Below are 23489 nucleotides of genomic sequence, written 5' to 3' on the forward strand. Positions count from 1 at the left end.
GAGGTTGCCCTTGGGGACCGCTTCACGGTCCTTCGCAGGCAGGCCTCGCTTCTGCAGTGCCGGTTCCGGCTCAACGAGAGATCAGCGCACAAACACCTGCGCCGTAGTAATCGCCATGTCCCCACCCGGCAAGGTGATCTTGCCCAGCGGCTTCAGGCTGTCGGCATCGAAGATCGCCACGTCGTTGTACGTCCCCGCCAGATACACCTTGCTCCCCGCCCGGTTGATCGAGATGCAGTAGTACGAGTGATCCAGGGTCGCGGCCTTGACCAGTTTCTTCTCCTTGATGTCGTACTTGGCCAGCCTGTTCAGCACGCCATACACCAGGTTCGGATCCTTCGGCGAACGCATGCCGCTGAAGTAGATCTCGGTCAGCGGACCGAAATCCACGGTCTGGGTCTTGCCGGTCTTCAGGTCGATGTTGAAGAAGCCATAGAGGTTCTCCGCGGTCGCCGGATCCTGCTTCTCGTCGGTGTATTTCGCCGTGGTGTAGAGCAGCGAGAAATCATGCCGCCAGGTCTGCTGGTTCCACACGTAGAGCACGTCCGGCGCACTGTAGTTGGGACGCTTCCAGCTGCGACTCGGCACGATGACCTCGAACTTGCCGGTCTTCACGTCGACCTTGTAGATGTCCGGCCCGGCCACGTACAGCGTGCCGTCGTCGCCGCTCTGCATGATGGTCAGCTGGCGCGGCGCCGGGAAGCTGCGCAACGGCTTGGCATCCAGCCCGCCATCGGTGCCATAGACATCCAGGCGCGGCGCCTGCACTTCGTAGTGGTCGCTGAACAGCTTGGTCGGGTTGGCGACGGTGTAGATCTCCTTGCCGTCATGACTGACGGTGAAGGAGAACATCGAGCGCGCCTTCTCCCCCGGCTGCTGGGTGATGCTGGCGTGGAACACCTGTTTGCAGCTGTCCAGCTCGACTCCGTAGATATCGGCGTAGTGGTTGTTCAGCACGTAGGCGATGCGCCGGTCCGGCGACAGCTGCACCGAGCCCGGGCCGAAGGCATCGGGCATGGCGCAGGTCTTGAACAGCTTCTCACTGGCCAGGTCGATGACGTGCAGGTTGTTCGGGTAGTTGGTGACCACCATGTATTCGTCGCCGGCATTCAGCGGCGTGCCTGCGTCGGCCGCCTGGGCCGTACCGACAGCGGCGCCGAGCGCCACCAGGGCGGCCAGGCCGCGGGTTGCAATCTGGAGCATGCGGATATCCCTCTTCTTGTTCGCCTGGGGGCTCATTTGTCGTCCGGGAACACGGTCCCGAGGTTGCGCCAGCTGTCCCCGGAGGACTGCGCGTCCTTGTTCCAGTCGGGGAAGGTGCTCATCATGTCCGGCACCTGGGCCGGCCACCAGCAGGGGTCGGAGCAGCCGTAGAGGTCCGACTCCATCGGCTGGCACAGCGACGAGACACCACCGAAGGCATCGATTTCCCAACCCGGGTCGGTGGTCGAGGCGCAACCGGCGATCGAGTTCATCGCCAGCACTTCCTCAATGCGGTTTTCCTCGGCGGCCTGTTCCAGTTTCAGCGCTTTGTTGTTGATCGGTTTCAGATGCTTCATGTCAGTGGACCTTGCGCGCGGTGATGTAGCGGCTGATGAAGGCCGGGTTCTCGGCCATGATCCGGCTGTAGACTTCGATGCCGAAGTCCACCCAGTCACGCATCAGTTCGCAGTAGTGGTAGGTCGGATGAGTCGGGTCGCCGTAACGGGCGTAGCTCTCGTGGTAGCAGCCACCGGAACACAGGTTGCGGATGCGACAGCTGTCACAGCCGGTGTTGGTGCGGTCCAGGCGCTGCGAGAGGAAGTCGTTGAGCTCGACCTGCTTCACCCCGCTGTGGACGTTGCCAAAGGTCGGCAGCGACGAGCCGGTGAAGCGATGACAGAGGTTCAACTCGCCCTTGTGGTCCACCGCCAGCATCTTCAGGCCCGCGCCGCAGGGCAGCGCCTTCTTGTGCCCCTCGTGGATGTCGGTGAGCAGCTGGTGCAGGTTGGAGAAACCGATATTGCGATGCTCCAGCGCCGCCTCCAGGTAGCGCCGGCCGAGAGCCTTCATGTTGGCGAAGACCTCGATCAGTTCCTCGCCGCTGAGGTTGTAGGCGCTGATATCGCCTGACGTCACCGGGGCGAAACCGACTTCGGCGAAACCCATCTCGTTGAACAGGTGGTTCCAGATGGTCTCGATGTCGGTGACGCCCTTGGTCAGGGTCACCCGTGCCCCCACCGGGCGGCTGTCGTAGCGTGACAGCAGCATGTCGGCCTTGCGCCGCACCACGTCGTAGGTGCCCTGCCCGCCCACGGTGATGCGGTTGCGGTCGTGCACGGTCTTTGGCCCGTCGATGCTCACCGACAGCCCGAAACGGTGGGCATTGAGGTAATCGACGATCTCCTCGGTGAGCAAGGTGGCGTTGGTGGTCATGACGAACTCCACGCGCTTGCCCGCCTCGGCGAAACGCCGCTCGCAGTAATCGACCATGTACTCGATCAGCTTGCGATTGCTCAACGGCTCGCCGCCGAAGAACACCACGGTGTAGACCGGCTCGTCCGGCGACTCCCTGAGCAGCATCTCCACCGAGGCCACAGCGGTCTCGACGTCCATGCGCTTGCCCGCCGAGGGCTTGTCCAGGTCTTCCTTGTAGCAGTAGGTGCAACTCAGGTTGCAGCCGGTGTTGACGTTGAGCACCACGGTGTTCAGCGCCGTGCGCTCGACCCGCTTGAGCGCCGTCTCCGGGCTCAGCGGCGAGCCGTCGCTGACCAGTTCCAGGGCGATCAGCTCGCGCAGGGTCTCGTTGATCTCAGCACCGTCGAAACGCGCCGCCAGGCGCTGCACCAGGGCATCGCTGGAGCAGCTTTCGCGGCGCAGTGCGTCGATGATTTCCCCGGTCAGAGCATCGCTGGCGAACAGCGAACTGCTGGGGATGTGGAACAGCATGCGGGCATCGTCGACCCGCACTTCATGCAGATTGCGTTCTACCAGGTTCAGGATGGCGCCCATCACAACCTCCTCGAAAACTCGGATATGGCCAGGTCAAACCGCCGGACTCACGGGATCGGCGGGTTGTTCCAGCGCTGGATGGTCACGATCATCTGGCCCTCGCCGGTGCGCGCCTTGCCGGCGTCGTCCACGGCGGCGATGACCTTGAGGTTGCCGGCGTTGTTGGTGGACATCTTGCGCGCCGGGTTCGGTCCGGCATCGCCCGGGGTGAAGACACCCGTATCGGCCTGCATCACACCGGCGAACTTGACGTCCTCATCCTCGCGGGCGCGCTCGTCGAACGGCTCGACCTTCCACCTGGCCGGGAACACGCCGATGCGATAAGCCTTGCCATCGGCACCCTGGCCCCAGGCCTCGGCGTCGAAACGGCCCTGGACCTTCGGCGTGGAACCACCGTTGTCACCCACGCGCGCCACCGAGAAGGCCGGAACCACCTTCACTTCGGCGATCTCGCGGTACAGCGCCAGTTGCTGGCCACCCAGGGCACCGACCTTGACCTCCTGCAGACCGCTGGCAGCATCGGCGGCGGCCTTGACCCGGACCTTGATCCGTTGCGGGGTGTTCTCGATCACCTGCAGCACTTGCACGCCCTTGCCGAACGATGGCGTGCCGTTGAGGCCGCTGCCGACCAGGGTCAGCTCGCTTTCGCTGCCCGCCTTCACATAGCCCGGCTGTACCGCCAGCAGGCGCGCCTTGCCCTGCTGCGCGGCAGTGAAATCGAGGCCGCGTTCGTCGTGGGTCTTGTCGAACATGCGCCCGCTCAACTGGCCGTTACTGGCGGCGAACACCTGGCGCATGCTCACGCCATCGACGTCCACCGTGCCGCGCCATTCGTAGCCGCTGTACAGCACCGCGCTGCCCTCGCCTTTGAACGGCGTGCCGTCGGCGTACTGACCGTCGAGGCTGACCTTGAAGCGGTCGCCGTCCTCGGCGCTGACCTTCATCACCCCGTTGAGCTCACCCTTGCCCGGCAGATGGCCGCTGAAACTCCAGTCGCCGGCCAGGGTCGCGGCCTTGGGCATGGACTTGCGCCAGTCGCTCCAGGCCTGGGTATCCAGCGGATATTTCTGCGCCAGCAAGGGGACCATGTCCTTCTTCGCCAGCTCGAACCAGTCACGGTCGCGGGACATCGCCTGGTATTCCAGCGACGGCCACTGGCCGAGGTGGAAGTTCACCAGCCGCTCCCACTCCTGCGCCGGCCGCCGCTGCAGGGCGATCCGCGCCCCGGAGTGACAGCGGGCACACATCTGCTTGGTGGGTTCTTCGATCTGCTCGACGGTGTTCAGCCGCCGTTCGAGGGCGTAGCGCACACCGTCGGTTTCGCTGGGCGCCAGGCCCTGGGTGTCGGCGAGGTACTTGACCAGGGTGCGCCGGTCCTCGTCGCTGATCTGCAGCTGGTGCATGGTCTGCATGCGGCCGATGGTCATCAGCCAGCCTTCCGGGGTCTTGCGCTGGTGGCTGATGCGGCTCAGGGCATCGTTGCCCTCGGGCAAGTGGCAACCCTGACACGTCTCCATAAGGATCTGCCGGCCCTCCCGGGCCTGACTGACCTGGGGCTGCAAGGCAAGGCTGACCGCCACTGCCAGCAGGCCACCGGCGCTGGCGAACCTGAGTGTTCTCTTCATCGATGACTGACCTCCCACGGGGTTCTTCTTATTGTTCGTACACTTCTTATAGGTCTCTTCCGTCGGCCACATTGGGCAGAGCGCACACCGAAGAGCCGCTTGCAGGGGTCGATACATATTGCGTGCCAAACGCTGCAGGCGCCGGTTTACATGGCTTGCAGGCCACGACAGACAAGCCTTTCGACTCGTTTCGCGACAGATGAGACAGCCTGAGACAGTCCGATACAGCTGTCTCAGGCCAATGAGACAGTCTCAGCGACTGTCGCATTTTGCGACAACCGGCAGACCGGCCAGTGCCCGCCGTCCCACGGCGCGGCCTTGGTTTCATCGGGCCCGCGCCGGTATTGGCGACCTTGGCACAGCGGTTGCCATGTCCTGGCATTCACTCACAAGAAAGAGGTCTGCCATGTCCACCACTGCCCCCCTGCATCCGGCCGTCGAGGCCTTCATCCGGCGCGCGCCGACCATGTTGATCGGCGCCGACTGGGTCGAGGCCAGCGATGGCGAGCGCCTGACCCTGCGCAATCCGGCCACGGGCGAGGCACTGTGCCAGGTACCGGCGGCGACGCCGGCCGATGTGGCACGGGCGGTGGGTGCCGCGCGCCAGGCCTTCGATGATTCGGCGTGGAGCCGTGCCCGCCCGCGCGAGCGGCAGAACCTGCTGCTGCGCCTGGCCGACCTGATGGAGCGCGATGCCGAGATCCTGGCCCAGCTGGAATGCCTGAACAACGGCAAGAGCGCGGTCGTGGCGCGGGTGATGGATGTGCAGTTGTCCATCGACTTCCTGCGCTACATGGCCGGCTGGGCGACCAAGATCGAAGGCCATACCGTCGACGTATCGCTGCCACTGATGCCCGACGACCAGTTCCATGGCTTCATCCGCCGCGAAGCGGTGGGTGTGGTCGGCGCCATCGTCGCCTGGAACTTCCCGTTGCTGCTGGCCTGCTGGAAGCTCGGCCCGGCCCTGGCGACCGGCTGCAGCGTAGTTCTCAAGCCCGCCGACGAGACCCCGCTGAGCGCCTTGAAGCTGGCCGAGCTGGTACTCGAGGCTGGCTACCCGAGCGGCGTGCTCAGCGTGGTCACCGGGGTCGGCGCGGTCGCCGGCGATGCCCTGACCCGCGACCCGCGCGTCGACAAGCTGACCTTCACCGGCTCCACCGCCGTCGGCCAGCACATCGGCCGGGTGGCCATGGACAACATGACCCGGGTCACCCTGGAACTGGGCGGCAAGTCGCCGACCATCGTCATGGCCGACGCCGACCTCGCCACCGCTGCCGCGGGCGCGGCCCAGGCGATCTTCTTCAACCAGGGCCAGGTGTGCTGCGCCGGCTCGCGCCTGTACGTGCACCGCAAGCACTTCGACAACGTGGTCGCGGACATCGCCGGGATCGCCAACGCCATGAAGCTGGGCAACGGCCTCGACCCGAGCGTGCAGATGGGTCCGCTGATCTCCGCGCGCCAGCAGAAACGTGTGTTCGACTACATCGAGCAGGGCCGCGGCAGCGGCGCCACCATCGCCTGCGGCGGCGAGCAGTTCGGCCCGGGCTACTTCGTCAAGCCGACGGTGATCGTCGACGTCGACCAGAAACACCCGCTGGTGCAGGAAGAAATCTTCGGCCCGGTGCTGGTGGCCATCCCCTTCGATGACGAAGCCGAAGCGCTGCGCCTGGCCAACGACAGCCCGTACGGGCTGGGGGCGAGCATCTGGTCGAACAACCTGGGCGCGGTGCACCGCATGATCCCGCGCATCAAGTCCGGTTCGGTCTGGGTCAACTGCCACAGCGCACTGGACCCGGCACTGCCGTTCGGCGGCTACAAGATGTCCGGCGTCGGTCGCGAGATGGGTGCGGCGGCGATCGAGCACTACACCGAGCTCAAGTCGGTGTTGATCAAGCTTTGAAGAATTCAGGTGCCAGATGCTCAGTGGCTGATCGGGGCTGATCATCACAAAGCGAGGGCGGTAGTGCCATCGTGGGGTCTGGTGCCTGACCCATACCGTTGAAGGCGCGACATGGGTCGTGTGGAAGCTGGCAAGCCAGTTACCCCAGGGTCCGTGTCGCGCCTTTACCTTGTTTCAGGGGCGGTAGCCCTGACTCAGCAACCAGCTACGCACGTAGCGCTGCTGTTCGGGGCTCAATGGCGCCAGCACCTGTTCGGCAGGTTCATCACGCAAGCGGCTGACCAGCGGCGCCAGCTCGACACCATTCAGGTGCCAGATACCCAATGGCTGATCGGGGCTGATCACCACCTGCGCAAGGTCCACCAGGCCCTCGCGCAGCACTGGCGCCTGCTCTATGCGCAGGCTGGAGAAATCCGCTTCGGCATGCACTGGCTCGGCATCCGGCCAGTTGCGCCGCGCCTGCCAGAAGGGCTCGTCGGCCCACCGCCGTTCCTCCAGGTAGAAATCCCGCCCCAACCGGGCGAAACGCCAGAACAGGTGCTCGACCCGCTGCTGATGAAAACGCAGGGCCAGGTCGCGGCGTTCGGGATGGCGCAGCAGGGTGTTGATCACCGCCGGCGCCTGCAGGGCCGAAGACAGCGACTGGAAGATGCCGTTGCCCGACAGCGGATCCACCGCCATCGCCGCATCCCCTACCCGCAGCCAGTTGGCAGCGCCGCAAAGCGGCGTGAGGATCGCCGTGCTGCTGCGCGCATGGAGTTGCAGGTCGTGTTCCTGGTCGCTGTCGAAGAAGGCCCGGGCCAAGGGCGACTGCCAGCGCCGCTCACGGCAGAACTCCAGCAGTGCGGCTTTGTCCGGCAACGCGGAGGCGGCGACATCCAGGGTCCACTGCCAATAGCAGCGGCCATCGGCCTGGCGGGCCATCCACACCCAGCCGTCGGACTGGCTTTCCACGGCGCTGGCGCTCTTGCCCGGCGGCCCCTGCCAACGGTTGAGCAGGCTGAGGGTTTCCGGCCCTCGCGCGGCACGGCCGAGGGATCGGTCATGCTGCGGCGCCTGGCGGCCCCGGGCCTCGACGTGGAAGTCGGCGCTCAGGGGCGCCGCGCCCTCCAGTTCGATCAGGCTGCGCCCCTGCTCCTGGTGCACCGCCAGCACCCGCGCCTCGATCACCCGGATGCCGGCGTGGTGCAGGTCATCACGCAGGCCCTGGTCGAACCGCGGGCGGTCAAGAAGGAATTCGACATTGCGGCTCTGCGCCTCGCTGTTCCAGCGCGCATGCCGCCGCGAGGGCTCGCCGGCCACCGTCAGGGCCCGGCTCAGGCCGACCCCGCGCAGCGCCTCCAGCACCCGCTGGGAAACCCCTTCCAGCGCGGCGAAGCGGCGCCACTCGCTGACCACGCAGACCTCGTAGCCCATGCGCTTCAGGCCCAGGGCCACCGCGGCGCCGGCGGGGCCGGCACCGAGCACGACGACGGCGCTCACGCCCGGCCCCGGTATTCGCGGCCGCGGTAATGGGCGTTGTGCAGCAGCCAGGCCATCACCAGCGCGTTGCTGGCATGCGGCTGGTCACGCAGGAACGCGGCGATATGCCCGGTCAGCGCCGCGCAGCCGAAACTGGCACCGGACAGCGGACTCTCCTTGGCCCGCACGCAGGCGCCGAAATCGGCCTGGGGGCTGTCCAGCCAGCTCCACTCATCGCGCTGGCAACGGGCATCGCCGGTGATGCGCAGCACGCCCGGATAGGCGGCGGGATACACCGGCAGGCCCTGGGCCGGGGTCGAGGCGCAGATCAGCACGCCGGCGTCCTGGGCCGCCGCGCAGGCCTCGCGCAGCGCCGGGCGATCCTCGCGCAGGCCGAGGCTGAGATTGATCAGGCGCACGCCGCGCATGACCAGCCATTCGATCCCGGCGGCGACCTGCAAGGCGCTGGTGATGCCGCGCTCGTCGAACACCTGGGCGACATGGATCGGCAGGTCGCCCGCCCCCGCCGCGATCAGTTCGACCACCGCCGTGCCGTGGCCCAAGGCATCCTCCCGCGCCGCCTGTTCGCTGACGCCAACCGCTGCCAGCTGGAAGCGCCGGGCATCGGCCAGGCGCTCCGGCGGACCGCCGCTGTCGACCACGCCGATGCGTACCTCAGACATGCCCGGCCTCCCGCACGCGCAGTCGACCGTCCTGCAGCAGCAGGTGCAGATCGGCATTGGCCAGGGTCGAAGGGCGGTGGCTGACCAGGATCCGGGTCCGGTCGGCGAACAATTGGTCTATCGCGGCAATCACTTCTCGCTCCGTGTCTTCATCGACTTGTGAGGTGGCTTCATCCAGCACCAGCAGCAGGGGATTCTGGAGCAATGCGCGAGCGATGGCGATACGTTGTTTCTGTCCGCCGGAAAGTTGCTGGCCGCGCTCGCCCAGCGGGCTGTCCAGCCCTTGCGGCAGGCTGGCGATCAGGCCGTCCAGGCGCGCCAGGCGGGCGACCTCGGCAATGGCTTCGCGGCTGGCCTCGGGCACGCTGTAGGCGAGGTTGTCGGCCAGGCTGCCGCGAAACAGCACGATATCCTGGCTGACCACCGCCACGCGCTGGCGCAGGGCATGCAGATCGAGTTCGCGCAGATCGACACCGCCCAGCAGGATCTGACCGGCCTGGGGATCGTAGAAGCGTTGCAGCAGGTCGATCAGGGTCGACTTTCCGGCGCCGGACATGCCACTCAAGGCCACCTTGCAGCCGTGCGGGATGCTCGCCTCGACCTGCTGCAACAGCGGCGGGCGTCCCGGATGGGCGAAGCACACGCCGCGCAGTTGCAGGTCGCCGCGTTCCGGCATCGGCGTTGTCCGCGCCGGGCTGTCCACCTCCGGCGCCACCCCGCGCAACTCCATGACCCGGCCCAGGCTGACGCTCATGCGCTGCACTGCCACATACAGGCCGAGCAGGCTCTGCACCGGCCCGACCGCCATACCCAGGTAAGTGGAAAAGGCGATCAGCGCGCCCAGTTGCCAGGTGCCCTGCACCACCCAGTAGCCCCCCACCAGAAAGGCGCAGGCGCGCGACAGCGAGGTCAGGGTGCCGGGCACCGCCTGGGTGAAGAATTCGGTGACCTGCACGCGCAACAGCTGGTTCATGTAGCCCTGCCCCAGCCCGTCGAGCCGCCGCGCCTCGCGCTGTTGCTGACCAGCGGACTGGATGAATTTCATCGCCGGCAGGGTCTCCACCAGGAACGACGAGACGTCCGCCGAGCGCTCGCGCAACTGACGCACCTCGCGCTCGACCTTGCGCCGCATCCAGCGCAGCCAGAGCACGTCCAGCGGGATCAGCAGCAGCGCCAGCAGCGACAGCTGCCACGACAGCATCAGCAGCATGCCCACGGCGCAGACCAGGCCGATCACGCTGGACACCGCGGAGAACAGCGAGTCCACGGCGAAGCGCTGGATCTCGGCGACATCGCCGTCCAGCCGCGACATCAGGTCGCCCAGGCGGCGCTGGCCGTAGAAGCTCGGCGACAGGCGCTGCAGGTGGCGATACAGCGCATCGCGCAGGGCAAACAGGATGCGCCCGGACAGCCGCGTGTGCAGGTAGCGATTGAGACCGGAAAGCAGCGTGCCGAGGATGCCGGCGAGGACCATCAGCCCGGCGATCGACGCCAGCCGCGCAAAGTCCTTGGCCAGCAAGCCGTCGTCGATCAGCAGCTTGGTCAGCCAGGGCTGCACCAGCACCAGCGCCGTGGCGCACATCGACAGCCCCAGCAGGCCGGCGATGGCCAGCCGCTGCGGGCGGATGAAGCCGTACAGCCAGTGCAGGGCATCACGCAGGGCGGGTCGGTCCTGATGCTCGATCAGGCGGCTGAGCAGACGCTGGATCACGGTGCGATCCGTTTGAGCTTGCGGTACAGCGTGGCCCGGCTGATCCCCAGGGCGACCGCGGCGGCGGTGGCGTTGCCATGATGCCGGTCGAGGGCCTGGCGGATCAGCTCCAGCTGGCTGTCACGCAGGTTCTCCGGCTGCGCCCCGGGCGCGCCGCTGCGCAGTTCATCGAGCAGCGGCTCCGGCAGGTGGTCGATGTCGAGCACCTGCTCGCCCTCCTCGCGCATGGCCAGGAGCAGGCGCAGGCTCATCTCCAGCTGGCGGATGTTGCCCGGCCAGTGATAGGCCTCGAACAGCCGCATCAGTTCGTCGGACAGGCGCACGCCGTGGCCACCGAGGCTGCCCAGCAGGCTGTCGATCAGCGCCGCCAGGTCGTCGCGCTCACGCAGGGCCGGCAGGCGCACGCTGATGCCGTTGATGCGGTAGTAGAGGTCTTCGCGGAACTGCTGGTCGGCCACCTGCTGCTTGAGGTCGCGGTGGGTGGCGCAGATCAGGGCGATATCCAGGTCCTGCTCCTGGGCCGCGCCCAGCGGCGCCACCTTGCGCTCCTGCAATACCCGCAGCAGCCGGGCCTGCAGGGCCAGCGGCATGTCGCCCACTTCGTCGAGGAACAGCGTGCCGCCATGGGCCTGTTGCAGACGGCCGACCATGCCGCCACGACGCGATCCGGTGAAGGCACCCTCGCGGTAGCCGAACAGTTCCGACTCGATCAGGCCCTCGGGGATCGCCGCGCAGTTCACCGCGATGAACGGTTTGCTGGCACGCGCGCTGTCCTGGTGCAGGGCACGGGCGACCACTTCCTTGCCGCTGCCGGTCTCTCCCAGCAGGACCACCGGCAGGTCGCTGGCCAGGCCCTGGCGGGCCATGCGCAGGGTGCGGGCGAAACGGGCGTTGCCGGCCCCCAGCGACGCCAGCGTGGGCGAGACGGAGGCCGGCGCGGCGCGGCTGACGGTCGCCGGCAGCGACACCGCCAGCGAGCGCTGCGGCAGGTGCAGGGTCTTGTAGTGGAAGGCGCCCTTGGCGGTCTCGACGCTATCGACCTGGCCTTGCTGCAGGCGCGCCAGCCACTGTTCGACACGCATGCCCAGCAGGCTGTCGCAGCGCTGGCCGATCAGGCTGGCACGCTCGCAGCGCAGCAACTGGCAGGCCTGGTTGCTGGCGGCGAGGATGCGCCCGTCCAGGCTGATCGCCAGCAGCCCCTGCCAGCAGGAATCGAGGTACTGCCGGCGGCTGTGGAACGCCAGGACGATCTGTTCCGGGAAGCTGTTGCGGAACAACCGGCTTTCGATCTGCATCACCGCCATGGCCAGCAGCGCGGTGCGGTCGTGCAGGCGTCCGAGCGGGCCCTGGCGGGTCAGGTCGAGGACGCCGAACAGTTCGCCCTGCGGGCAGTGGATGGGCACCGAGGTGCAGGAAAAGTCGCTGAGGCGTTCGAGGAAGTGTTCGCCGCAATCGATCTGCACCGTGCGCGCCTCCACCAGCGCGGTGCCCAGGGCGTTGGTGCCGCGGGTCGCCTCGCTCCAGCAGGTGCCGGGGGCGATATCGTCGAGGCCGCGGCGCTTGAGCACGCCGGACTCGCCCTGGATGGCAAGGATGGTGGCGTCGGCGTTGGCGAGGATGATCAGACTGTCTTGCCCCTGACGCGCGCCGAGAAAGTCCAGCTCGGCGCTGGCGGCATCCAGCAGCGGGCGATTGCAGGCCAGCAGCAGGTCGAGGCTGGCGGCGGAAGTCAGGCTGATTTCCTGGCCGGCGTTACCGGTGACCCCATGGTCGAGACTGCGGCGCCAGGAGGCATCGATTTCGGCACGCAGGAAACCGTCGGGCAATTGCCCCTCGACGGACAGGCGTTCGCGGGCAAGACGGGGATTCGAGGTCGGGGGAGTTTTTATTGTGCTCATCGGCGGCTCCGGATCGGTTATCCGATACAAGCAAGACCTGCGCCATGTCCCTTTGGTAACACTTCCCTGGAAACCCGTGGAGATGACTGGCCGCGCTCCTACGGAGAGTTTGGAGTATAAGCCTGTTACAAAAGCCCCAGTGACTTGGCCCGGGCCACCGCCTGGGTGCGCCGTTCGACCCCCAGCTTGCTGTTGATATGACTCGCGTGGGTCTTCACGGTGTGCAGGGAGATGAACAGCTGCTCGCTGATTTCCTGGTTGGAACAGCCCTGGGCGATCAACTTGAGCACCGCGTGTTCGCGCACACTCAGGGTTTCCGCGCTGATGGCGCTTTCCTGGCTCGGCAGCAGGGCGAGCAGGCTGCCCTGGGTCGGGCTCGAAGGTTGCGCCTGCAGTTGTTCGCGCAACCAGTCGGGGTGTTCGTTGAGCAGTCGCTGGAACGGTTGCAGCGCGCCCCCTCGCGCGGCATCGAGGGCCTGGGCCAGACGCTCGCGCGCGCCCGCCTGCTCACCCTGGGCCAACGCCAGCCCGACCTGCTGGCACAGCGCGACCAGGCACAGCAGTTGCCCGCCACTGGCCTGGCCACGATTGAGCAGCGCCTGCAGCCGCTGCCCGGCCTGGGCGAGGCGCCCTTGCGCCTGCTCCAGCAGCGCCTGCTGCCATTCGATATGCAGCGGCAGCATCGGGTGGAACTCCGGCGCCGCGGCGGCCTGCTGGCCGCCATAGGTCTGGCTCAGGCGCAGCAACCAGGATTCGGCCAGGTCGTTGCGTCCCTGGGCCAACCACAGTTCGCATTTCACCAGGGTGATCATCGCCAGGTAGAAGATCGGCGGCACATCCCAGATATGCATCAGGCGCTCGGCCTCGGCCAGTTCGGCGAAGGCTTCGGCGAAACGGCCTTCGCGCCCGTCCAGGGCCGCCAGGGCGCAGTGGCCGATCAGCACGCTGATATCGCGACAGGCCCGCGCCTCGATCAGTCCGGCGCGCAGGCGACTGCGCCCGGCCTCCGCCTGCAGGCGCGCCACCAGCAGGTAACCCTCGTAGAGCGTCAGCCGCGCGCGCACCGCATACAGCCGCTGCGACGACAGCCCACGCAGACGGTGCAGGCCTTGGCGCACTTCATCCATGGCCCGCAGGACTTCGCCGCGGGCATGCAGCACCCGCGCGCGGTCGTAGTGGGCCAGGGCCTCGAACAACGGATTGCCGACCCGCTGGGCCAGCTCCAGGGCCTCGCGGTTCCAGCCACGGGCACGCCAGAAGTCGGCGTCGGCGATGGCCAGGTTGGACAAGGTCGACAGGCACATCAGGCGCTGCCCGTAACGCTTGTGCGGCAGGCTTTGCAGGGCCTGCTCGCAGAACGAGCGGGTGCGTTCGCGATCGCCGCGCCCACGGGCGATGATCCCACTCAGCGCCAGCCACTGCGCCAGCATGGATTTCTGCGCGGTGGCCGAGGGTGCCGGGAGGAAGCGACTGAGGTGACTGGCCAACTCCTCGGCGGCATCCAGTTGGCAGGCCAGGCCCAGCGCCCAGCTGTACAGCACGATCAGCCGCGGCGTGCTGATCAGCAGGCTGTCGGGCAGGTCCATCTTCCAGCGCAGGAGCATGCCGACATTCTGCTCGGCCAGCAGTTGCTCCTCGGAGAGGTTCTGCACCAGGTTGGCCGCGACATCCAGGTGCCCGGCACGCAGGGCCTGCTCCACCGCCTCGTCGAGCAGGCCCTGGCCATGGAACCAGCGGCAGGCACGCAGGTGCAGGCTGGACAGGGGTAGGCTGGCCTGGCGGGTGCGCAGCAGGTCGGAGAACAGATGGTGATAGCGGAACCAGTAGCCGTGCTCGTCCAGCGGTACCAGGAACACCTGGTGGGACTGCAGGTAACGCAGGATTTCGCCACTGTCGTGGCTTTCCCGCAGGGCGTCGCACAGATCGCCGCAGAAGCGGTCCTGGCAGGCCGTGTCGTTGAGGAAGGCCTGGACCTCCGCCGGCAGGCAGTCGATGACTTCTTCCAGCAGGTAGTCGCGAATCAGCCCTTCGCCGCCGTGCAAGGCCTGGGGCAAGGCGTTGTCGGCACCGGACTCGGTGGCGGCGAGCAGCCAGAAACGCAGCCCGGCGACCCAGCCATCGCTGCGCTGCACCAGGTTGTCCAGGGCCTGGCCACGCAATGCTGCGGGATGCTGGCCGAGCACGGCGAAGGATTCGTCGGGGGTCAGGCGCAGATCCTGCTCGTTGAGCTCCAGCAATTGCCGCGACAGGCGCAGGCGCGCCAGGTGCCAGTCCGGACGCTGGCGCGAGGTGACCAGCAGCACCAGTCCGGGCGGCAGATGATTGAGGAAGAACTGCAGGCAGCGATCGAGGACCGGGCCCTGGGCCAGGTGATAGTCGTCCAGCACCAGCAGGATGGGCGCCGAAGCCTGCAGATGCAGGGTCAGTTCGTCGAGCAGGCCATCGAGCCATTCCTCGAAGGCGAACGGCTGGTGGCGCTGGCGCATCTTCAACAGGCCGAGGGCCTGGCTGCCCAGGCTGGGGCAATGCTGTTGCAGACCTTCCAGCAGGCGTTCGAGAAAACGTCCGGGATCGGCATCGCGCTTGCTCAGGCCCAGCCACAGGCTGCGCCAGTGCGCGGGCAGTCCCTGGCAGAACTCCACCGCCAGCGAACTCTTGCCGAATCCGGCCGGGGCATTGACCAGCAGCAGACGACCACCGAGCCCGGCCTGCAAACGCTGGCACAGGCGTGCCCGCGGCACATGCCCATCGGGCAGTGGCGGCCGGTAGAAGCGTCCTTCCAGCGCGGACACGGTCTGGCTGGTGAACCCTTGCGTGCTGGACAGGTCGGTCATGGCCGGCTCTTTCCTGGGAAAATCTCGGCGACAGGGATTGGCGCAGACTAGCGGGTTAACCGGCACATTTGAAGGCGATTGCCGCAGGTATGGAAAAAAAGACTACAACAAGAAGCAACAAGAACAACATTGATGGAAGGCAAGAAATGACAGCGATGGGTGATAAATCAGCTGGTCACGGAGACTTTTTCTGATACCCACCAATCAAAACGCCCCGGCAAGCCGGGGCGTTCTGGGGGATCACACGGAGTCGCTCAAACGTTAACGCACACCCGACTGACGCAGGGCTGCCGGCTGGAACTCGGACTTGGAGGCGGTGAAGCCGAAGTCGTAGGAGCGTTTCTCCTCGTTCTTCATGCCCAGGGCCAGGTAACGGCCGGATTGCAGGTCATAGATGGCTTCCAGGGTGTACCACGGCACCTGGACGTTGTAGTAGTTCTGGGAGTGGGCCTCGGATACCCGCCACAGCTGGCCGCGACCGTCGTACTGGTCGATCACCGCGGCTTGCCAGGTGTCCTCGTCGATGTAGAAGTCACGCTTGGCGTAGATGTGGCGCTGGCCTGGCTTCAGGGTCGCCACCACGTGCCAGACGCGGCGCAGCTCGTAACGGGCGAGGTCCTGGTTGATATGGCCGGGCTTGATGATGTCGGCGTACTTCAGGGTCGGCGAGTCCAGCTTGTAGCTGTTGGAGGCGATGTACAGCTCCTTCTTGCCTTCCAGCTTCCAGTCGTAGCGATCCGGCGCACCGTTGTACATGTCGAGGTTGTCGGAGGTACGCAGGCCATCGGCAGCGGTACCCGGACCGTCGTAGGACACCTGCGGCGCCTGACGCACACGACGCTGACCGGCGTTGTAGATCCACGCCTTGCGCGGTTCCTTGACCTGGTCGAGGGTCTCGTGCACCAGCAGCACGGTACCGGCCAGGCGCGCCGGCGCGGTCACTTCCTGCTTGAAGTAGAACAGCACGTTGCCCGGATCCTGCGGGTTGAAGTCCTTCATCTGGTCGCGGAAGACGAACTGGTCCTGGAAGTACACCAGGCTGTAGCTGCCGTTCTGCTGCGGCGTGGCCTGGGTCACCAGGCGGGTCACGCTGCCGCCGCGGTAGCGGGTGATGTGGTTCCAGATCACCTCGACGCCACTCTTTGGAATCGGGAACGGTACCGAGACCTGGAAGTTGTTCAGGCCGTTGCCGCCTTCGACCAGGGTGGTCTGGGTGGCGTTCTGCTTGATCGCAGCGAAGACGTTGTCCGGCACGGTGGCGCCGCGGTGGGTCTTGTACACCGGAATCTTGAAGGTTTCCGGGTAGCGCTTGAACATCGCCAGTTGGCCTGGGGACAGCTTGTCCTTGTACTGATCGACGTTCTGCGCGGTGATGGTGAACAGCGGCTTGTCGCTGGCATAAGGGTCGGACAGGAAGCCGCGGGCATCGGCGGTGCCGGCGGTCTTCGACAGCGGCTCCCACGGGCCGATGGAGCCGTCGGCGTTACCGGCCTTTTCCGCGCCCATCGGGGTCAGGGTGGTGCCCAGCTTGGCTGCTTCGTCGGCGGAAACCGCCGCCATCACGCTGCTCGCCAGCAGGGACAGACCCAATACGCCGGCTTTCAGAAAGGTCTTGGTGCTTTTCATGGTCATGTGCTTCTTCCTGAAAAATGCTTAGAAGTTCACGCCGAAGCTGAGGGCGACGAAGTCGCGGTCATCCACGGTGCTGTACTTGCCGTCGAAGAAGTTGGTGTACGACAGGCCGGCGGTGTAGGTGTTGAGGTAGTCGAAATCGAGACCGAGGCTGACGGCCTTGCGACCTTCCTCGAAGTTGCCGCCAGGGCCAGGCGAATAGCCGTCGACGTCATGCGACCAGGCCACGCTCGGCTTGAGGTTCACACCGGCGAACACGTCCGGGTAGTCCCAGATGGCGCGGGCGCGGTAGCCCCAGGAGGTGCGGGTGGTGTAGCCGTCGTCTTCGCAGTTGCGGCTGAGGTTGGCATTGGAAGCACCGTTGGCGGCGCCAGCGATGGTGCTGGTGTTGAGCACCATGCAGGTGTTGCGACCACCGGTAGGCGCCAGAGGGCCAGGGCCGAACACCGGGTCACGGCCATAGCGAACCTTGTCGGTGCTTTCCAGGCCGCCAACCACTGTCATGCCGACTTCACCGACGAGGGTCAGGCGACTGGCGCCCATGACCTGATCGAAGAAATGGGTGAAGGTGGTCTGCAGTTGGGTGATTTCCTTGCGGCGATAGCCGTGCAGATCCTGGCCCGGCTGCCCCTTGAGCAAGGACGCATTGCTCAGACCGAAGGCTGGCGGCAGTGCCGTAACCCCGGCATAGAGAATGTCGGTGGTGTTCAGTTGCACCGGCGCATTCGGCCGATAGCTGATTTCCCCGCTCCAGGCGGTGCCAGTGGGCAGCGTGGTAGAGAAGCTCAGACCATAGAGGCGAATGTCCTCGGGGTATTCAACGAAGTACTTCGAACTGCCCGCGACGATGATCGGCGCGGCCGCTCCCGAAGCTGCCGCCACGGTGTAGGCCGCCCGTGGAGCACCGGTGGCGCTGAAGATCGGCGCGCGGCTGTGATAGTTCATGGCGTACAGACCGAACTCGGTATTCAGCGGCTCGTACATGTAGCGCAGCGCTACGCCGAACTGTCCGCTGTCGCGCGCATCGCGGTCCGGTCCACGGGCGACTTTTACCCCTTCTGCGTTGATATCGATGCCGCGGGCGCGCAGCGCTGCCAGGTTTGCCGCGGGCAGTGCGCGACTGCTGGAGAGCACGCGAAGGTTGTCGGTGCAACCATCGGCGATCACGTCCGGCTGGGAGAAGAAGGTCCCGCAGTTATCCACTACGGTCTGGTCCCATTCCAGCTGGTAGAAAGCTTCGGCCGACAGGTTGTCGGTCAGGCTCTGCGAGAAATAGAACATGTTGACCGGGATCAGGCCTTCCTTGATCTCGGCCCCCGGACGACGGAACGCGGCCACGTCGATCGGGTTGATGCTGTTGATGCCGCCACCGATGAAGGTACTTTCACCCCAACTCACCACCTGCTTGCCCAGGCGCACGGAGCCTGGCTGATCGGCGATGGAGTAGTTGTGGTAGACGAATGCGTCGAGAATCTGTCCGCCGGAAGACTGGGCGCCTTCCTTGCGATTGGAGTCGCTGATGTCCTTGTACTCGCGGCCTTCGTCCTTCAGCTCGAAGTCGTACCAGTACTTGCCGCGAACGAAGACGCCGGTGTCGCCGTACTTCAGTTCGAGGTCATGGATACCCTTGAAAATCTTCGAGAAGGTTTCACCGCGCTTGAAGTTCAGGTGACCATCATCGGAGGTCTGCGACAGGCCGCGACCGCCGTTGTTCACCCCGATCAGGTTCTTGTTCGGGCTCTGCGTGGACCAGCTGGCACCGACCGACAGCGACGAGTCGAAGCTCCCCTCGATCTCCCCGATGTTGAAACTGACCGCGAATGCAGGACTTGCAAGCGTAGAAGCGAGGCTGACGGCCAGGGGCAGTTTCGCCCGGCGCCAGAACAGATTTACTGATGTCATCGACGCTACTCCATGTACTTTATTTTTATGGCAGTGAGTCCTTCAAAGAAACGAGCCGATGGACACCAGGCCGCATGTCGGTGCGCTGCTTGCGCATTCCCCGTTCCTCAAAATCCCCTGACCCGACTATAGCCAGCAGGTAGTAGTGCTTGATCCCTCTAAAGTGTGATTTGCACATCACCCTCGCCCATGGCAGCGCCATCGCGGGCGACACGAAGACTGGCCGGGCAAGGATGGCTCATATTTTTCATTTCACAAGGCGGCGAAGCCTCTGGAACGCGGCTCGCACCGGTCAGGGCGCGAGCCGGCGTGGCTTACAGGGTGGAAAGGAATGCGCTGTTGCTGGCCTGCCAGTGGCTGATGTCGACGCGGATGCGCTTCTTGTCGAGCTTGCCGACGCTGGTCTTGGGAATTTCGGTAACAAGGGCGATCTGGCTGGGAATTGCCCACTTGTTGATGTGTCCCAGCTCGACGAACGGCTTGAGGTGTTCCTTGAGTTCCCGCGCGTCGATGCTCGCGCCTTCGCGCACCACCAGCAGGGCGAACGGGCGTTCACCCCACTGCGGATCGGGGACGCCGACCACGGCCACTTCGCGCACCGCGGCATGGCGGCTGATGAGGTCTTCCAGGTCCAGTGAGGAAATCCACTCGCCGCCGGTCTTGATCACGTCCTTGATGCGGTCGCGGATGTCGATCACGCCCATGGCGTCGAGGGTCGCCACGTCGCCGGTGTGCAGCCAGCCGCCGTCCCAGAGCTCCTCGCTCTTCTCCGGCTCGCGGAAGTAACCCATGGTCAGCCAGGGCGCGCGCAGCACCAGTTCGCCCTGGGACTCGCCATCGGCCGGCAGGAACGTGCCATTGCCATCGACGATCGCCGCCTCCACCAGCGGCACCGGCACCCCGGCCTTGATCCGGTAGGTGATGCGCTCGTCCTCGCTGCCGGCGAGCAGCTCATCGTTGAGGTGGGCGCAGGAGATCAGCGGGCAGGTTTCCGACATGCCATAGGCGGCGGTGAGCTGGATCCCGCGGGCCTTGGCCGCTTCGTACAGGGCGCGGTTCAGCGCGCTGCCGCCGATAATGATCTTCCAGCCGCCGAAATCCTGGTCCTGGGCGTTCTTGCAGTTGAGCAGCATCTGCAGGATGGTCGGCACGCAATGGGAGAAACTGACCTTCTCCTCGCGCCACAGGCGGACCAGCATGTCCGGCTCGTAACGCCCGGGATAGACCTGCTTGAGCCCGAGCATGGTGGCCACGTAGGGGATGCCCCAGGCGTGGACGTGGAACATCGGGGTGATCGGCATGTACACGTCGTCGGTGCCGAGCAGCCGCACGCTGTCGATGCTACCGGTAACAGTGGCCACGCCCAGGGTGTGCAGCACCAGCTGGCGGTGGGTGAAGTACACGCCCTTGGGGTTGCCGGTGGTACCGGTGGTGTAGAAGGTGGTGGCGACGGAGTTCTCGTCGAAGTCGGGGAAGTCGTAATGCGGGCTGGCGGCGGCCAGCAGTTGCTCGTATTCGCCGACCAGGTTGGGCAGTTCGGCGGTTTTCTCCGGGCCGTCGGTGAGCAGCAGGGTCTTCTCTACCGTGGTCAACTGCCCGGCGATGCCCTGGTAGAGGCCGACGAAATCGCTGTTGACCAGCACGACGCGGTCGTCGGCGTGGTTCATGGTGTAGAGGATCTGCTCCGGCGACAGGCGCACGTTGATGGTGTGGGCCACGGCACCGATCATCGGGATGGCGAACATGCATTCCAGGTAGCGATGGCTGTCCCAGTCCATCACCGCCACGGTGTCGCCCGCCTTGACCCCGGCCTCGGTCAGTACGTTGGCCAGCCGCGCGATGCGCTCGTTGAGGGTCAGGTAGCTGTAGCGCAACTGGTCGCGATAGACGATCTCGCGGGTTTTCTCGTAGCGGCTGCCGGACATCAGCAGGCGCTTGATCAGCAACGGGAACTGATACGCACCCTCGGTGGGGGCGATGACGCGAGTCTGCAACATGGGAATCCCTTTTCTGGAGTTGCACGGGGCATGGACAAAGCTGTCTCTACTCTAGAACGGGGCGGCGGCGGTCAAATCAGCCAAAGGAATGATTTGACCGTGTTTCGACCGAACGGTCACGCCGCTGGGCGCCTCTGTTCAGCGGATTTCGCTGAAGGCGATCTTCACCCCGAGGGCGATCAGCACCGCGCCCATGGTGCGGTCGAACCAGTGGCCCATGCGGGCGAACGCGGCGCGCACCCGGACCTGGCTGAACAGCATCGCCACCAGGCAGAACCACAGGCCGGTGGCCATGGCCAGGTAGACGCCGTAGCCGGCCTGGACCAGACGCGGGGTATGCGGGTCGATGACCACGGTGAACAGCGAGAGGAAGAACAGCGTGGCCTTGGGGTTGAGGCCGTTGGTCATGAACCCGGCGACGAAGGCCGCGCGCGGCGTGCGTTCGACGCTCGACACCTGGATCGACTCGGCCCCCGCTACCGCGGGCCGGGCGCGCAAGGCCTTGAAGCCGATGTAGATCAGGTAGGCGGCGGCGGCCCATTTCAGCACGTTGAACAGCATGATCGACTGCGACACGATCAGGCCGATCCCCAGCAGCGAATAGCCGACATGCAGGAAGATCGCGGTGCCGACGCCGAAGGCAGTCCAGGTCCCGGCGCGACGGCCATGGGTAACACTTTCCCGCACCACCACGGCGAAGTCCGGGCCGGGGCTGGCCACGGCGAGCAGGTGGATCAAGGCTACGGTGAGAAATTCTGCCCAGTACACGAATGGCGGCTCCTGGTAACGAATGGGGTGAATACCTTACCCATTAACACCTTGTTACAACAGGACTTGTGGAGGTAAGGCCCTGAGCAACACCGCAAACCCTTGACTCTCCCCCATGGGTCATCCCCCACCCTGCCCGGCTTTCCAGCAGGAACCCACCATGAGCAAACGCATCCTGATCCTCCTCGGCCACCCCTCCAGCGACAGTTTCTGCGCCGCCCTGGCCCGGCATTACCGCGATACCGCCATCCACGCTGGCCACGACGTGCGCCTCATCACCCTCGGCAGCCTCGACTTCGACCCGGTCCTGCGCGACGGCTACCGCCTGCCACAGCCCCTTGAACCCGCCCTGCTCGAAGCCCGGCAGGCCATCACCTGGGCCGAACGCCTGGTCCTGGTCTTCCCCATCTGGTGGGGCGGCGCGCCGGCCCTGCTCAAAGGCTTCCTCGACCGTGTCCTGCAACCGGGCTTCGCCTTCCGCTACAGGTCCGGCTCGCCGTTCCCGGAAAAACTCCTGGCCGGCCGCCACGCCCACCTGCTGGTGACCATGGACACCCCGCCCTGGTACTACCGCTGGTTCCAGGCCATGCCCGGCCTGCACCAGATGCGCCGGACCACCCTGGCGTTCTGTGGCATACGCCCGGAAAAGACGCTAACGTTCGGCCCGGTTCTCGATTCCACCCCGCAACGCCGCCAGGCCTGGCTGGCGCAAACCCGCGCCCTGGCCCTGCGCTGACAAGGAAGTGCAATGTTCATCGGCGAAGCCGCCCGTCTTTCCGGCACCACCCTCAAGACCATTCGCCATTACGAAAGCATCGGCCTGCTGCCTGCGCCCCGGCGCCAGGGCAAGTACCGGGTGTATGCGCAGCATGACGTCGACCTGCTTGTCCTGATCAAGTGCGCGCAGAAGCTCGGCTTTACCCTCAAGGAGATGCAGGCTCTAATGGCCGACGGCCAGACCCGCCGCGACGGCATCCGCGCCGCCATCGCCGCGAAGAGCGCCCAGGTGCGCCAGCGGATCGACCAATTGCAACACCAGCTCGGCGAGCTGCAGGCGTTCGATGCCAGCCTCCAGCAGATGCCCGAGCGCTGTTTCCCTCTCTGAAATCCACAGGAGCCCCGCCATGACCCACGCCGTCTTTCTCGATCACAGTTCGCTGGACCTCGGCGACCTCGACCTCGGCGGTCTGCGTGACTGCTTCGCGCGCTTCGACGTGCATCCGGCGACGGCGCCCGAGCAGATCGTGGAACGCCTGCGCGGTGCCAGCGTGGCGATCAGCAACAAGGTCGTGCTCGATGCGACGACGATCAAGGCCTGCCCGGAGCTCAAGCTGATCCTCGTGGCCGCCACCGGCACCAACAACGTCGACCTGCAGGCCGCCCGCGAACAGGGCATCGTGGTCAGCAACTGCCAGGGCTACGGCACGCCGTCGGTGGCCCAGCACACCCTGGCCCTGCTGCTGGCCCTGGCCACCCGCCTGCCGGACTACCAGCAGGCGGTCGCCGCCGGCAAATGGGCCGAGGCGAAACAGTTCTGCCTGCTGGACTTCCCCATCGTCGAGCTGGAGGGCAAGACCCTCGGCCTGCTCGGTCACGGCGAACTGGGGGGCGCGGTGGCACGCCTGGCGGAGGCCTTCGGCATGCGCGTGCTGCTCGGCCAGCTGCCCGGCCGTCCGCCCCGGGAAGACCGCCTGAGTCTGGAAGAGCTGCTTCCGCAAGTGGACGCCCTGACCCTGCACTGCCCGCTCAACGACAACACCCGCCACATGATCGGCGCGGCGCAACTGGCCCTGCTCAAGCCCGGCGCCTTCATCGTCAATACCGCCCGTGGCGGGCTGATCGACGAGCAGGCCCTGGCCGACGCCTTGCGCGCCGGTCATCTGGGCGGCGCGGCCAGCGATGTGCTGAGCGTCGAACCGCCGGTCAACGGCAACCCGCTGCTGGCCGGCGATATCCCGCGCCTGATCGTCACCCCGCACAGCGCCTGGGGCGCGGTGGAGGCACGGCAGCGCATCGTCGACCAGCTCGGCGAGAACGCCCGCGCCTTCCTCGCCGGCACGCCACGCCGCGTGGTCAGCTGAGCCGCG

At 66.0% G+C, this 23489-nt stretch carries 17 protein-coding genes; 4 read left to right on the forward strand and 13 right to left on the reverse strand.

Going from position 1 to position 23489, the window contains the following annotated elements; genetic code table 11:
* Positions 1 to 81: 81 nt before the first annotated feature.
* The 4 genes from peaD to peaA are packed head-to-tail and all read right to left on the reverse strand — an operon-like array spanning position 82 to position 4616.
* On the reverse strand, positions 82 to 1203 hold the full coding sequence (peaD, locus tag RTI28_RS04855) for a quinohemoprotein amine dehydrogenase subunit beta (RefSeq protein ID WP_316919382.1): 1122 nt from the start codon (positions 1201 to 1203) through the stop codon (positions 82 to 84).
* Positions 1204 to 1235: 32 nt separating this feature from the next.
* Positions 1236 to 1559, reverse strand: coding sequence for a quinohemoprotein amine dehydrogenase subunit gamma (gene qhpC, locus RTI28_RS04860; RefSeq protein WP_042127048.1), 324 nt, complete (start codon positions 1557 to 1559; stop codon positions 1236 to 1238).
* Position 1560: 1 nt separating this feature from the next.
* Positions 1561 to 2991 (reverse strand): quinohemoprotein amine dehydrogenase maturation protein, encoded by a 1431-nt coding sequence (gene peaB, locus RTI28_RS04865; RefSeq protein WP_316919383.1) that lies wholly within the window; start codon positions 2989 to 2991, stop codon positions 1561 to 1563.
* A 47-nt stretch (positions 2992 to 3038) separates the two neighbouring features.
* Positions 3039 to 4616 carry a quinohemoprotein amine dehydrogenase subunit alpha gene (gene peaA, locus RTI28_RS04870; RefSeq protein WP_316919384.1) on the reverse strand — a complete coding sequence of 526 codons (1578 nt, stop codon included), beginning with the start codon at positions 4614 to 4616 and terminating at the stop codon, positions 3039 to 3041.
* A gap of 406 nt (positions 4617 to 5022) precedes the next feature.
* Here peaA and RTI28_RS04875 point away from each other — a divergent pair, with 406 nt between their 5' ends.
* Positions 5023 to 6516, forward strand: a complete 1494-nt coding sequence (locus RTI28_RS04875) for an aldehyde dehydrogenase family protein (protein WP_316919385.1) — start codon at positions 5023 to 5025, stop codon at positions 6514 to 6516.
* A gap of 174 nt (positions 6517 to 6690) precedes the next feature.
* Here RTI28_RS04875 and RTI28_RS04880 read toward each other — a convergent pair whose 3' ends face one another.
* The 9 genes from RTI28_RS04880 to RTI28_RS04920 form a co-directional block, all read right to left on the reverse strand.
* On the reverse strand, positions 6691 to 7998 hold the full coding sequence (locus tag RTI28_RS04880) for an NAD(P)/FAD-dependent oxidoreductase (protein WP_316919386.1): 1308 nt from the start codon (positions 7996 to 7998) through the stop codon (positions 6691 to 6693).
* Positions 7995 to 8660: a S8 family serine peptidase gene (locus RTI28_RS04885; protein ID WP_316919387.1), complete on the reverse strand. Its 666-nt coding sequence runs from the start codon at positions 8658 to 8660 to the stop codon at positions 7995 to 7997. The genes RTI28_RS04880 and RTI28_RS04885 overlap by 4 nt, the downstream gene beginning before the upstream one ends.
* The gene (locus RTI28_RS04890) at positions 8653 to 10368 is read right to left on the reverse strand and encodes an ABC transporter ATP-binding protein (protein WP_316919614.1); all 1716 of its coding nucleotides are present in this window, start codon (positions 10366 to 10368) and stop codon (positions 8653 to 8655) included. Before RTI28_RS04890 ends, RTI28_RS04885 begins: the two co-directional genes overlap by 8 nt.
* On the reverse strand, positions 10368 to 12269 hold the full coding sequence (locus RTI28_RS04895; protein WP_316919388.1) for a sigma-54-dependent Fis family transcriptional regulator: 1902 nt from the start codon (positions 12267 to 12269) through the stop codon (positions 10368 to 10370). Before RTI28_RS04895 ends, RTI28_RS04890 begins: the two co-directional genes overlap by 1 nt.
* 125 nt (positions 12270 to 12394) lie before the next feature.
* Positions 12395 to 15103, reverse strand: coding sequence for a LuxR C-terminal-related transcriptional regulator (locus RTI28_RS04900; RefSeq protein ID WP_316919389.1), 2709 nt, complete (start codon positions 15101 to 15103; stop codon positions 12395 to 12397).
* 261 nt (positions 15104 to 15364) lie between these two features.
* Positions 15365 to 16729, reverse strand: a complete 1365-nt coding sequence (locus RTI28_RS04905; RefSeq protein WP_316919615.1) for a DUF1329 domain-containing protein — start codon at positions 16727 to 16729, stop codon at positions 15365 to 15367.
* Between the two features lie 27 nt (positions 16730 to 16756).
* Complete coding sequence (locus RTI28_RS04910; RefSeq protein WP_316919390.1) at positions 16757 to 18637, reverse strand: DUF1302 domain-containing protein; 1881 nt, start codon at positions 18635 to 18637, stop codon at positions 16757 to 16759.
* A gap of 314 nt (positions 18638 to 18951) precedes the next feature.
* Positions 18952 to 20634 (reverse strand): fatty acid--CoA ligase, encoded by a 1683-nt coding sequence (locus RTI28_RS04915; RefSeq protein WP_316919391.1) that lies wholly within the window; start codon positions 20632 to 20634, stop codon positions 18952 to 18954.
* A 138-nt stretch (positions 20635 to 20772) separates the two neighbouring features.
* A complete protein-coding gene (locus tag RTI28_RS04920) occupies positions 20773 to 21402 on the reverse strand; it encodes a LysE family translocator (protein ID WP_316919392.1) in 630 nt (209 codons plus the stop codon).
* Between the two features lie 160 nt (positions 21403 to 21562).
* On the opposite strand from RTI28_RS04920, the gene RTI28_RS04925 reads away from it, so the two are divergent.
* Genes RTI28_RS04925 through RTI28_RS04935 form a run of 3 tightly spaced genes read left to right on the forward strand, consistent with a single transcriptional unit; the run spans position 21563 to position 23483 of the window.
* Positions 21563 to 22138, forward strand: coding sequence for an NAD(P)H-dependent oxidoreductase (locus RTI28_RS04925; RefSeq protein ID WP_316919393.1), 576 nt, complete (start codon positions 21563 to 21565; stop codon positions 22136 to 22138).
* 12 nt (positions 22139 to 22150) lie between these two features.
* Positions 22151 to 22507 carry a MerR family transcriptional regulator gene (locus RTI28_RS04930; protein WP_316919394.1) on the forward strand — a complete coding sequence of 119 codons (357 nt, stop codon included), beginning with the start codon at positions 22151 to 22153 and terminating at the stop codon, positions 22505 to 22507.
* 19 nt (positions 22508 to 22526) lie between these two features.
* Positions 22527 to 23483 (forward strand): 2-hydroxyacid dehydrogenase, encoded by a 957-nt coding sequence (locus tag RTI28_RS04935; protein ID WP_316919395.1) that lies wholly within the window; start codon positions 22527 to 22529, stop codon positions 23481 to 23483.
* Positions 23484 to 23489 lie beyond the last annotated feature (6 nt).

Source organism: Pseudomonas sp. zfem002 (assembly GCF_032621685.1).
Lineage (GTDB): Bacteria > Pseudomonadota > Gammaproteobacteria > Pseudomonadales > Pseudomonadaceae > Aquipseudomonas > Aquipseudomonas japonica.

What these genes read in the sequence shown, in the direction of transcription:
- RTI28_RS04910 (WP_316919390.1), bottom strand. Translation starts at nt 18,637, where the DNA reads ATGACATCAGTAAATCTGTTCTGGCGCCGGGCGAAACTGCCCCTGGCC.
- RTI28_RS04900 (WP_316919389.1), bottom strand. Translation starts at nt 15,103, where the DNA reads ATGACCGACCTGTCCAGCACGCAAGGGTTCACCAGCCAGACCGTGTCC.
- RTI28_RS04915 (WP_316919391.1), bottom strand. Translation starts at nt 20,634, where the DNA reads ATGTTGCAGACTCGCGTCATCGCCCCCACCGAGGGTGCGTATCAGTTC.
- RTI28_RS04895 (WP_316919388.1), bottom strand. Translation starts at nt 12,269, where the DNA reads ATGAGCACAATAAAAACTCCCCCGACCTCGAATCCCCGTCTTGCCCGC.
- RTI28_RS04925 (WP_316919393.1), top strand. Translation starts at nt 21,563, where the DNA reads ATGAGCAAACGCATCCTGATCCTCCTCGGCCACCCCTCCAGCGACAGT.
- peaB (WP_316919383.1), bottom strand. Translation starts at nt 2,991, where the DNA reads ATGGGCGCCATCCTGAACCTGGTAGAACGCAATCTGCATGAAGTGCGG.
- qhpC (WP_042127048.1), bottom strand. Translation starts at nt 1,559, where the DNA reads ATGAAGCATCTGAAACCGATCAACAACAAAGCGCTGAAACTGGAACAG.
- RTI28_RS04885 (WP_316919387.1), bottom strand. Translation starts at nt 8,660, where the DNA reads ATGTCTGAGGTACGCATCGGCGTGGTCGACAGCGGCGGTCCGCCGGAG.
- RTI28_RS04905 (WP_316919615.1), bottom strand. Translation starts at nt 16,729, where the DNA reads ATGAAAAGCACCAAGACCTTTCTGAAAGCCGGCGTATTGGGTCTGTCC.
- RTI28_RS04935 (WP_316919395.1), top strand. Translation starts at nt 22,527, where the DNA reads ATGACCCACGCCGTCTTTCTCGATCACAGTTCGCTGGACCTCGGCGAC.
- RTI28_RS04875 (WP_316919385.1), top strand. Translation starts at nt 5,023, where the DNA reads ATGTCCACCACTGCCCCCCTGCATCCGGCCGTCGAGGCCTTCATCCGG.
- peaA (WP_316919384.1), bottom strand. Translation starts at nt 4,616, where the DNA reads ATGAAGAGAACACTCAGGTTCGCCAGCGCCGGTGGCCTGCTGGCAGTG.
- RTI28_RS04930 (WP_316919394.1), top strand. Translation starts at nt 22,151, where the DNA reads ATGTTCATCGGCGAAGCCGCCCGTCTTTCCGGCACCACCCTCAAGACC.
- peaD (WP_316919382.1), bottom strand. Translation starts at nt 1,203, where the DNA reads ATGCTCCAGATTGCAACCCGCGGCCTGGCCGCCCTGGTGGCGCTCGGC.